At 70.8% G+C, this 10,781-nt stretch carries 8 protein-coding genes and 1 pseudogene; 7 read left to right on the top strand and 2 right to left on the bottom strand.

All coding sequences use genetic code 11. From position 1 onward, the window contains the following. Positions 1–324, top strand: a pseudogene (locus ABZ412_RS34575) (long-chain fatty acid--CoA ligase); the annotation flags it as partial. Between the two features lie 260 nt (positions 325–584). Next, positions 585–839, top strand: coding sequence for a hypothetical protein (locus ABZ412_RS34570; protein WP_357289126.1), 255 nt, complete (start codon positions 585–587; stop codon positions 837–839). Here the strand turns inward: ABZ412_RS34570 and ABZ412_RS34565 are convergent. After that, positions 836–994: a hypothetical protein gene (locus ABZ412_RS34565; RefSeq protein ID WP_357289123.1), complete on the bottom strand. Its 159-nt coding sequence runs from the start codon at positions 992–994 to the stop codon at positions 836–838. The two genes, ABZ412_RS34570 and ABZ412_RS34565, sit on opposite strands and share 4 nt — an antisense overlap. Positions 995–1,077: 83 nt before the next feature. Here ABZ412_RS34565 and ABZ412_RS34560 point away from each other — a divergent pair, with 83 nt between their 5' ends. Both ABZ412_RS34560 and ABZ412_RS34555 read left to right on the top strand, forming a co-directional pair. Further along, on the top strand, positions 1,078–1,524 hold the full coding sequence (locus tag ABZ412_RS34560; RefSeq protein ID WP_357289121.1) for a hypothetical protein: 447 nt from the start codon (positions 1,078–1,080) through the stop codon (positions 1,522–1,524). 157 nt (positions 1,525–1,681) lie between these two features. After that, positions 1,682–4,774 (top strand): NAD-glutamate dehydrogenase domain-containing protein, encoded by a 3,093-nt coding sequence (locus tag ABZ412_RS34555; RefSeq protein WP_357289118.1) that lies wholly within the window; start codon positions 1,682–1,684, stop codon positions 4,772–4,774. A gap of 15 nt (positions 4,775–4,789) precedes the next feature. Here ABZ412_RS34555 and ABZ412_RS34550 read toward each other — a convergent pair whose 3' ends face one another. Then, on the bottom strand, positions 4,790–6,316 hold the full coding sequence (locus ABZ412_RS34550) for a PucR family transcriptional regulator (protein ID WP_357289117.1): 1,527 nt from the start codon (positions 6,314–6,316) through the stop codon (positions 4,790–4,792). A 143-nt stretch (positions 6,317–6,459) separates the two neighbouring features. Here ABZ412_RS34550 and ABZ412_RS34545 point away from each other — a divergent pair, with 143 nt between their 5' ends. The 3 genes from ABZ412_RS34545 to ABZ412_RS34535 are packed head-to-tail and all read left to right on the top strand — an operon-like array spanning position 6,460 to position 10,756. Then, positions 6,460–7,890, top strand: a complete 1,431-nt coding sequence (locus ABZ412_RS34545) for an aminobutyraldehyde dehydrogenase (RefSeq protein WP_357289114.1) — start codon at positions 6,460–6,462, stop codon at positions 7,888–7,890. Positions 7,891–7,939: 49 nt separating this feature from the next. Beyond that, a complete protein-coding gene (gene gabT / locus ABZ412_RS34540) occupies positions 7,940–9,283 on the top strand; it encodes a 4-aminobutyrate--2-oxoglutarate transaminase (RefSeq protein ID WP_357289112.1) in 1,344 nt (447 codons plus the stop codon). A gap of 15 nt (positions 9,284–9,298) precedes the next feature. Further along, the gene (locus ABZ412_RS34535; RefSeq protein WP_357289109.1) at positions 9,299–10,756 is read left to right on the top strand and encodes an NAD-dependent succinate-semialdehyde dehydrogenase; all 1,458 of its coding nucleotides are present in this window, start codon (positions 9,299–9,301) and stop codon (positions 10,754–10,756) included. Positions 10,757–10,781 lie beyond the last annotated feature (25 nt).

Below are 10,781 nucleotides of genomic sequence, written 5' to 3'. Positions count from 1 at the left end.
TACATCTCCGGCCGCCGTTCGGATCTCATCCTGCGCGGCGGCGAGAACGTCTACCCGCAGGAGATCGAGAACGTCCTCGACGAGCACCCGCTGGTGCGCGAGTCGGCCGTGATCGGCATCCCGCACGAAGACCTCGGCCAGGAGGTGGCCGCCATCGTCGTGGTCGACGATCCGCAGACCCTGACCGAGGACGAGCTGCGCGACCACGTGGCCAGGCAACTGGCCTACTTCAAGGTGCCCGCCCGCTGGCTGGTCACCGCGGATCCGCTGCCGCGCAACGCCACCGGCAAGGTGCTGCGCCGCGACCTCACCATGGGGAAGTGAATTCCACCCGGGCTCGGCGGTATGTGGCAAGCCCAATACATCGCCGTCAAACTCTGCGGCGGCTATCCTCTGGTTTGAGCGGGGCCGTGTCCGGGTTATGTTCCCGTGCAAGCGATCTGCGAAACCCGGCGGGGGATGCTGCGTTGAAGTGGCGATAGACACGCGGTGGCGGAGGCAGGGGTGAGTCGGAACCTGAGCCGGAACCCGTGCGCGGCGAGTTGCCTCCAGCGCAACCGCAACCCCGAGCCGAACCGATTGCGGTGCACGACAACGCGCTCATCGTGGCGAATCCTGACCCGTCGCTGACAACGCCGTCGGCGGTCTGGATCGCGGCCGACGGCACCGCGCTGGTCGGCGCGCTCGCCAAACGCAAGGCACGCCAACGGGGTACGCCGCCGGCTAGGTTCTTCAAGCGGAGCATGGGCACCGATCGGCCGGTCACCGCGGGCCACGCGGTCCTAATCCCATTGCAGGCGTCGGTCCCCCTGCTGCGGCACCTGAAGCAGACCGCCTAGGCGACGCTGGGCGTGCCGATCGAGCGGGCCGTCATCACCGTGCCCGCGTAGTTCGAGACCAGCGCCAAGACCCAGGCCACCAAGGCGGGCGAGGCGGCGGGGCTGGAGGTGGCCGAGACGCTCATGGAGCCGGTGGCCGCCGCCCTCGCGCACATGCACGAGAACGGCTGGTCGGAGTCCGAGCTCCGCCGCTAGAGGCAGCGGGCCGAGTCGCCTTCGATGCCGGCGACTTCGTGGCGTGGCCGCGGGTGAACGAGCAGCTCGCGGATCTGATCCACGAGGTCACGCAGATTCCGTCGATCAACGAGATCGTGATCATGCAACAGAACCGGGCGGCCTGCGCGAGTACCTGCGTAAGGACATCGACGGGGTCGACGCTGCCATCCACGCCAAATACGCCGAACTGCCATCGGATCCGCGCATCGATCCGCAGGATCGCGTCAAGCTGCCCGGCCGGCGCGACGGTCTGCTCGCCGAACCGGCCGCCATCTCCCTCGCCGTCGACGACGTGGATCCGCAGCGGCCCGGCGCGCCCGAACAGTTGAAGACCATCCTGCTCGAGCGGCTCCGACCGCTGGAACGGCGCGTCACCGGCTGGGGACGCGATGCGGGCATCGGCGGACGCCGTAACCGGCCCCGATCCGAGCTCGAACAGGGCGGGTCGAGTTCAGCGCATCCGCGCTGATCGGCCCGGGAGCGCGCGGGGACGCGCCCTCCGGTCCGGCACTGGACGAACCGGAGTGCCGGGCCTCGCCGACCGCGCCGCATTGTCGACTGTGTCGAGGCTCTCTTTGCGGCAAATTTACTGCGACATCACAGGTCACGCGCAGGGAGTTGAGCAGATGCATCTCGGAGCCGTCGGCACGCTGGACGAGGATCGGACGGAGGCCGCCCCCCGCCTCCGCTTCGATCCCGATTCGCTGCCGCCCCGTGCGAGGCTGACCTGGCCCGGCGCCCCGGCGTCATTGACCGAGCTGATCGAGATCTTCTCGGCCCTGGGCCTGCACGTCACCACCCACGAGGTGAGCGTGGAGGGGCTGTGCACCGAGCATCGATTCACCTTCCGGCCCACGGCCTTCGGGCTGAGCGAGCCGACGGCCGAGCTGCTCGCGGAGGCGTTCACCGCCGCCACCGCGGGCACGCTGGAGATCGACGGCTTCACCGGTCTGATCGCCACCGCGGGCCTGGCCTGGCAGGACGCGATCCTGGTGCGGGCCGCCTGCCGGTATCTGCGGCAGGCAGGGCTGCGCATGAGCGAGCCCCGGATCGCCGAAATCCTCACCGCTCATCCGGATTTCGTGCGCGCGTTCGTCGCGCTGTTCCACGCGCGCTTCGATCCCGAGCACCCGGATCGCGCCACCGCGGCAGCCGATGCCGACGCCGAGGCCAAGCACCGCCTGGAGTCGGCCACCACCCTGCCCGAGGATCAGCTGCTGCGCGGGCTGTACACCTTCTGCACCGCGGTCTTGCGCACCAACTGGTTCCAGCCGGACCGGGCGGTCGCCGCGTTCAAGATCGATCCCGCGCGGTTGTCGCTGTCCACGCCGATCACGCCCTACCGCGAGATCTTCGTGCACTCCACCCGGGTCGAGGGCAGTCACGTGCGCGGCGGCGTGATCGCGCGCGGCGGTCTGCGCTGGTCGGATCGCGTCGACGACTTCCGCACCGAGGTGCTGGGCCTGATGAAGACCCAGACGGTGAAGAACTCGGTGATCGTCCCGATGGGCGCCAAGGGCGCGTTCGTCGTGCGGGGCGGCCGCACCGATCCGGCCTCGGCGGAATTCGCGTACGCGGCCTTCATCGGCGGCCTGCTCGACGTCACCGACAATGTCGTGGACGGCGTCATCACCACGCCCGCGCACACCGTCGTCTACGACGACCCGGATTCGTATCTGGTGGTGGCCGCCGACAAGGGCACCGCCCGCTTCTCGGATCTGGCCAATTCCATTGCGGTGGCACGTGGTTTCTGGCTCGGCGACGCCTTCGCCTCGGGCGGCTCGACCGGCTACGACCACAAGGCGCTGGGCATCACCGCGCGCGGCGCGTGGCGCTCGATTCGGCAGCATTTCGCCGAACTCGGCATCGATCCCGATACCCAGCCCTTCACGGTCACCGGTATCGGCGACATGTCGGGCGACGTCTTCGGCAACGGCATGCTCGAGACCGACCGCATCCGCCTGGTGGCCGCCTTCGACCACCGGCACATCTTCCTGGACCCCGACCCGGATCCGGTGCTCTCGCACCAGGAACGCACCCGGCTGGCCGGATTGGAGCGCAGCAGCTGGGCCGACTACGACCCGGCGCTGATCTCCGCGGGCGGCGGCGTGTGGCCGCGCACCGCGAAATCGGTGCCGCTCGCACCGGAGGTGCGGGCGCGGCTGGGCGTCACCGCCGCCGAACTACCCGCACCCGAGCTGATCCGGGCCATGCTCGGCGCGGAGGTGGACCTGCTGTTCAACGGCGGCATCGGCACCTACGTGCGGGCCCGGGACGAACAGGACGCCGACGTGGCCGACCCGTCCAACGACGAGGTGCGGATCACCGCGGATCGACTGCGCTGCCGGGTCATCGGCGAGGGCGGCAATCTGGGGCTCACCCAGCAGGCCCGCATCGAATTCGCCGTCGCCGGCGGCAAGGTCAACGCCGACTTCATCGACAACGCCGCCGGCGTGGCCACCTCCGACCGCGAGGTGAACCTCAAGATCGCGCTGGATTCCGCGGTGGCAGCGGGACTGTCGACCGTCGACGAACGCAATCGGCTACTGGCCGCGGAGGCCGACGCCGTGGCCCGCGCCGTGCTCGCCGACTGCGATCGACAGGCACTGGCCATCAGCCTCGCCGAGACGCACGCCCCCTTCCTCATCGACCGGCACGGCCGCCTGATCGAGAACCTCGAGCACGCGACCGAACTCGACCGAGCCGCCGAATTCCTGCCCACCCCGGCCGATCTCGCGGCGCGCCGCCGCGCGGGCAAGGGCCTGGTGCGCCCGGAGATCGCGGTATTGCTGGCCACCGCCAAGAACCTGGTCCGCGAGGAACTGCTGGCCTCGGACGCGCCGACCGACCCGGTGGTGACCGGCGCGCTGGCGAGCTACTTCCCCGACCGCATCCGGGACCTGCTGGGCGAGCGGCTGCTGGGCGAGCATCCGGTGGCCCGCGAGATCATCGCGGTGGCCGCGGCCAACCAGGTGATCAATCGGGTCGGCCCCGGCATGATCCACCGGCTCGAGGAGCGGCTGGGCGCGGGCACCCCGCAGATCGTGCTGGCCTGCGCCGTCGTCGACGCCGTCCTGGACGTGGACCGGTGGTGGCGTGAGGCACTGGCATTGCCGGGCGTCTCCCCGCAGATTCGGATGGGCATCCTCAAGGGCATTCAGGACGCGGTCGAACAGGCCACCGCCTGGCTGCTCACCCATCGCAGCGCGGCCACCTGGTCCGCCGAGATCGACTGCCACGCACCGGTTGTCGCCGAACTGATGACGGTCCTACCACGCCCCGGCGGCTATCCCGGGCGGGATCTGGCCAACCTGCGCCTACTCGCCCAGGCCCTGCCGCTGAGCGCGACCGCCCGCCGCACCGGGCTGCCGGTCACGCTGGTCAGCCAGACCTACCGCGAGCTCGGCGAATTGATCGGCCTGGACTGGCTGGCCACGACCTTCGCGGCCACCCGCACCTCCGACCACTGGGAGACGCTGGCCGCCGCGGTGCTGGCCGATGAACTCCAAGCCCGCTGGCACGCGCTCGCGGCGGCGGTCCTGTCCTGGGCCTCCCCCGCCGATTCGGCCCGCGACCACGTCGCCGCGTGGAAGTCCTCGCCGGCCGCGCTGCGGCTGGTGGAGCTGGTCGCGCGCCTGCGCCGTTCGGGCACGGTCGATCTCGCCCGGCTCTGCGTCGTCAACGCCGAACTCGCGACCGCCGCCCTCGGCAACGAGTAGCCGCCACACCACCGATCAGCGGCGGGCCACGACGGCCAGCAGCAGTTCGGCGCGAACCAGCGCCTGATCGAGCTTGCAGCCCAGGATCGATTCGATCCTGGCCACGCGGCTGCGCAGGGTGTGGCGGTGCACGCCGAGCGCGGTGGCGGCGGTCTCCCACTGGCCGTGGGCCTCGAGGTAGGCGCGCAGTGAGCCGATGAGATCGGTGCCGTGCCGGTCGTCGTAGTCGATCAGCGGCTGCAGCATGGCCTCCGACACCGCGCTCAGCACCCGCTGGGCCTCCGGAAAGGCCAGCAGCGCATGGCCCGCCAGCGCCGCCAGCTCCAGCGGGCGGGCCCCGGGCGCCGCCGCCGAGGCGGCCAGCTCGGCATTGTCGACAGCCGCACTGAAGCGGCGCAGCGGATGCGGGGAGCTCAGCCCCGCGCGCACGGTGGCGCGCACATCGGCGGGCAGATCGGCCAGGAGTTGCTCGGCGACCTCGTCGGTGTCGGAGCCGCGGAGCAGGACCGCGGCGTGGTCGCCCGTGACGTGCGCGAACAGCTGCCGGTTGAGCAGGCGCAGCCGCGCGTCGATCGCGTCGAGGGCGACCGCCGCGGCCTCGGGCCCGGGGCACCACAGCACCAGGGCGCGGATGCGGCCGGTGCGGTCGGCGGCCGCGGTCAGGTGCTGCCACATGCTGTCGGGGTCGCCCGGCTGTTGCAGCAGCATGGCGATGGCTTGAGAGTTCAAGTGGTTCTGGGCCATTCGCAACCGGGCCGGCTTCTCGAAGTCGAGGGCGAGCAGCGAGCTGGCGTGACCGAGCAGCACCTGATCGACCGGACCGAGTGCGGTGGCGGTGACGACCGCGAGGTGCCCGTGCACGGTCTGCCCGGCACTGATGGCCTGCAGCACGATGTACTGCCCCGACGACACCTGGATGACGCCGCTGCCCGCGCTCTCGCCGTGCGCGGCGATGAACTCCCCGATGCGGTCGAGGGTCTCGGCGGCGGGCGACCGCGGATGCGCCTCGGTCACGACGCCGTCGCCGCCGACCACGAGCACCGTCGCCGACAGCGCCACCGACAGCTCCTTGATGACCGCGCGCACGCCCTGCACGGCCGCCCGCGTCATGCGCGGCTGCGCCCGCGAGGCGCGCAGCACCTTTTCGTACTCCTGCTCGGCGAGCCGCTGCATGACCTTCTTGGTGATGGCCGCGAACGGGGTCGGCAGCGGCACCTCGAACAGCGGCAGCCCGAGCCGGTCAGCGGCCTCGACCAGATCCGCGGGCACCGTCTCGTGCGAGAGCCCGATGCCGAATCCGACGCCCGCCACCCCGGCCGCCCCGAGGTCCTCGAGATACCGCGACCGGTCGGCGCGACTGAGCGGCAAACCCATGCCGGTGGTCAGCACCAGCTCGCCCCCGGACAGCCATTGCTGGGGTTCGGTCAGCTCAGAGGTCAGGACGAGGGTGATGGCCCGTCCGAGCCCGCTCGCGCCGCCCTTGAGCACGAGGCCCAGCTCAGGTTGGGACAGGACCCATCGGACAGGTATTCCCGCGTTCACAGCGCTCCCATAGCAATCTGGACGATCTGTCGAAACCGAATTCTTCTCCCACGCCGATCCGGCAGGTGACGCAGGGGTGTGTTGCGCAGCACACTAACTGGCAACCCCACAGAACGCACTTTCGAACGAGATCGGGCACACACATGACGACTGAGCTGCTCCGCAACTACATCGATGGCCGGCTGGTGCCCGCCACCACGTCGGAGTCGTTCGAACTGATCAGCCCCGTGGACGAAGCGGTGACCGGCCTCAGCCCGATCTCCGGCCGGGCCGATATCGACGCCGCCGTCGCCGCCGCCACCCGCGCCCTCCCCGCCTGGAAGGCGACCACCCCGAGTCAGCGTCAGGCCGCGCTGCTGAAGTTGGCCGACGCCATCGAGGCCAACTCCGACGCCCTCGTCGAGGCGCAGTGCCGCGATACCGGCCAGCCCAAACATCTGGTCGCCTCCGAGGAGGTCGCCGCCGGCGCCGATCACCTGCGCTTCTTCGCGGGCGCCGCGCGCATGCTGGAGGGCAAGTCGGCCGGCGAGTACATGTCCGGGTTCACCTCATATGTGCGCCGGGAGCCGATCGGCGTGATCGGCCAGGTGACCCCGTGGAACTACCCGCTGATGATGGCCATCTGGAAGATCGGCCCGGCCCTGGCGACCGGGAACACGGTGGTGCTCAAGCCCAGTGACACCACCCCGGGCAGCACCCTGCTGCTGGCCGAGCTGTCGCACGGCATCCTGCCCGACGGCGTGCTCAATGTGGTGCTGGGCACCGCGAGCACCGGCGCGACCCTGGTGAGCCACCCCGACCTGGACATGGTGGCGATCACCGGTTCGGTGCGGGCGGGCATCGCGGTGGCCGAGGCCGCCGCCGCGCAGGTCAAGCGCGCGCACCTCGAACTCGGCGGCAACGCGCCGGTGATGATCTTCGGCGACGCCGATCTGGCGCTGGCCGCCGACCGCATCGGCGACGCGGCCTTCTTCAACGCCGGTCAGGACTGCACCGCCGCCACCCGGGTGCTGGTGCACGAGTCGGTGCACGACGACTTCGTCGAGGCGCTGGTGAAGAAGGCGCGGACGGTGAAGCCGGGCCTGCCCGACGACCCCGACGCCGCCTACGGCCCGCTCAACAACATCCGGCACTTCGAGTCCGTCATCGGCAAGATCGCGGCGCTGCCCGCGCACGCCAGCGTCGCCACCGGCGGTGAGCGGGTCGGCGAGCGCGGCTTCTACCTCGCCCCGACCGTCATCACCGGTGTGCGCCAGGACGATCCGATCGTGCAGGAGGAGATCTTCGGCCCGGTCATCACCGTGCAGACCTTCGCCGACGAGGCCGCCGCCGTGCGGCTCGCCAATGACGTCGTCTACGGCCTGGCCTCGAGCGTGTGGACCCGCGATCACGGTGTGGTACAGCGCGTTTCGGCGGCCCTGGACTTCGGCGCGGTGTGGGTCAACTGCCATATCCCGCTGGTGGCGGAGATGCCGCACGGCGGGTTCAAGCGCTCCGGCTACGGCAAGGATCTCTCCGCCTACGGCGTGGAGGACTACACCCGCGTCAAGCACGTGATGAGCGCGCACGACTGAGTCCACCGCGCCACCCGACCTGTCACTCCTTTCCGCAGAAAGACTTTCGATGACCGAGATCACCTACCGGCTCCCGCAGCAGCGGGTGCTGACCACCGCCCTACCGGGCCCTCGCTCGCAGGAGCTGGCCGCCCGCCGCAAGGCCGCCGTCGCGGCCGGGGTGGGTTCCACCGCGCCGGTGTACGCGGCCGACGCCGACGGCGGCGTCATCGTCGACGTCGACGGCAATTCGCTGATCGACCTGGCCGCCGGTATCGCGGTGACCAATGTCGGCGCTTCGCACCCCAAGGTGGTCGCGGCGGTGCGGGAGCAGGTCGAGCGGTTCACGCACTCCTGCTTCATGGTCACCCCGTACGAGGCGTACATCGAGGTGTGCGAGCAGCTCTCGGCGCTCACCCCGGGCGATCACGAGAAGCGCAGCGTCCTGTTCAACTCCGGCGCGGAGGCGGTGGAGAACGCGGTCAAGGTGGCGCGCCTGGCCACCGGCCGGACCGCGGTGGTCGCCTTCGACCACGCCTATCACGGCCGCACCAACCTGACCATGGCGCTGACCGCGAAATCCATGCCCTACAAGTCGCATTTCGGTCCGTTCGCCCCCGAGGTGTACCGGATGCCGATGTCCTACCCGTTCCGCGACGGCGGGCAGGACGGCGCGGCCGCCGCCCGCGAGGCGATCACCCGGATCGAGAAGCAGATCGGCGCGGATTCGGTGGCGGCGATCATCATCGAGCCGATCCAGGGCGAGGGCGGATTCATCGTGCCCGCGGCCGGTTTCCTGCCGACGCTGGTGGAGTGGGCGCGCGCGAACGGCGTGGTGTTCATCGCCGACGAGGTGCAGACCGGTTTCGCGCGCACCGGCGAATGGTTCGCCTGCGATCACGAGGGCGTGGTCCCCGACATCATCACCATGGCCAAGGGCATCGCCGGCGGTATGCCGCTCTCGGCCATCACCGGCCGCGCCGAACTGCTCGACGCCGTGCACGCGGGCGGCCTGGGCGGCACCTACGGCGGCAACCCGGTCGCCTGCGCGGCGGCACTGGCCGCCATCGACGCCATCCGGGACCACGATCTGCCCGCCCGCGCCCGCCGGATCGGCGAGACGGCGCTGACGCGCTTCCACGCCCTGGCGCGGGAAGTTCCGGCCGTCGGCGACGTGCGCGGCCGCGGCGCCATGCTGGCGCTCGAGTTCGTCCGCCCCGGCACCACCGAACCCGATGCGGCACTGACCGCCGCCGTCGCCAAGCGCTGCCTGGAGCAGGGTGTGCTCACCCTGACCTGCGGCACCTACGGCAATGTCATTCGACTGCTGCCGCCGCTGGTGATCAGCGACGAACTGCTCGACGAGGCGCTGACGGTGCTGTGCACCGCCATCGCCGATCTCGCGGGCCGATAGGGGGCTGGGACGACAATGTTGGAATACGACAACATCAGCGCCCGCGTCCCCACCGGGATGTGGATCGACGGGGCGTCCGCCCCGGCCGCCGGCGGCCGCACCTTCGCGGTCCACGATCCGGCCGGTGGCGGGGTCCTCACCGAGGTCGCCGACGCGAACGGCGAGGACGCCCTGCGCGCCCTCGACTCGGCCTGCCGGGCCCAGTCCGCGTGGGCCGCGACGTCTCCGCGGGAACGTTCGATGATCCTGCGCCGCGCCTGGGAGATCCTGCTCGAACACACCGAGGACATCGCGCTGCTGATGACCCTGGAAATGGGCAAGACCCTCGCCGAAGCGCGCGGCGAGGTCGCCTACGGCGGCGAATTCCTGCGCTGGTTCAGCGAGGAGGCCGTGCGCGTCGGCGGCCGCTACACCGAATCCCCCGCCGGGACCGGGCGCATCCTGGTCACCCAGCAGCCGGTCGGCCCCTGCCTGGCGATCACTCCGTGGAACTTCCCGCTGGCCATGGGCGCTCGCAAGATCGCCCCGGCGCTGGCCGCGGGCTGCACCGTCATCGTGAAGCCCGCCGAGGACACCCCGCTGACCATGCTGGCCCTGGCGCGGATCTTCGCCGAGGCCGGTCTGCCCGCGGGCGTGCTGTCGGTGCTGCCGGGCAGCGATGCCGCGGCCATCACCGCGCCGCTGCTGGCGGATCCGCGCCTGCGCAAGGTGACCTTCACCGGTTCGACCCGGGTGGGCAAACTGCTGCTGCGTCAGGCCGCCGACAATGTCCTGCGGACCTCGATGGAGCTGGGCGGCAACGCCCCGTTCATCGTGTTCGAGGACGCCGACCTCGACCAGGCGCTGGCCGGGGCGATGGCGGCGAAGATGCGCAACGGCGGCGAGGCGTGCACCGCGGCCAACCGCATCTACGTGCACAACTCGATTCGCGCGGAGTTCGCCTCGCGCCTGGCCGAGAAGATCGGCGCGCTCCGCGTCGGACCCGGTTACGCACCGGGCGTCGACACCGGCCCGCTGATCAACGAACGGCAGCGCAAAACCGTTGCGGCACTGGTCGACGACGCCGTCGCCGGCGGCGCGGTGGTCCGCACCGGCGGTCAGATCATCGACGGGCCGGGCTGGTTCTTCCAGCCCACCGTGCTCGACGAGGTGCCGCGCACCGCGCGCATGCACCGCGAGGAGATCTTCGGCCCGGTCGCCGCCGTCTACGGCTTCGACACCGAGGACGAGGTCGTGGCCCTGGCCAATGACACCGAATACGGCTTGGCCGCCTACTTCTACACGCAGGATCTGGATCGCGCGCTGCGCGTGTCCGCCGCGCTCGAGGCCGGGATGGTCGGCGTGAATCGCGGCGTCATCTCCGATCCGGCGGCCCCGTTCGGCGGGGTGAAGCAGTCCGGTCTGGGCAGTGAGGGCGGGTCCGAAGGGATCCACGAGTACCTCGACACCAAATACGTCGCGCTGACCCGCTGACGTCATTCCCCGGCACCCCGGCCCC

Source organism: Nocardia sp. NPDC005746 (assembly GCF_040630785.1).
Classification (GTDB): Bacteria; Actinomycetota; Actinomycetes; order Mycobacteriales; family Mycobacteriaceae; genus Nocardia.
This window is presented reverse-complemented; position numbering and strand designations above follow the sequence as displayed.

Bases quoted from the DNA above. Each gene is read 5' to 3' on its own strand.
- ABZ412_RS34565 (WP_357289123.1), bottom strand. From the start codon at position 994: ATGTGCGCGAGGGCGGCGGCCACCGGCTCCATGAGCGTCTCGGCCACC.
- ABZ412_RS34535 (WP_357289109.1), top strand. From the start codon at position 9,299: ATGTTGGAATACGACAACATCAGCGCCCGCGTCCCCACCGGGATGTGG.
- gabT (WP_357289112.1), top strand. From the start codon at position 7,940: ATGACCGAGATCACCTACCGGCTCCCGCAGCAGCGGGTGCTGACCACC.
- ABZ412_RS34555 (WP_357289118.1), top strand. From the start codon at position 1,682: ATGCATCTCGGAGCCGTCGGCACGCTGGACGAGGATCGGACGGAGGCC.
- ABZ412_RS34545 (WP_357289114.1), top strand. From the start codon at position 6,460: ATGACGACTGAGCTGCTCCGCAACTACATCGATGGCCGGCTGGTGCCC.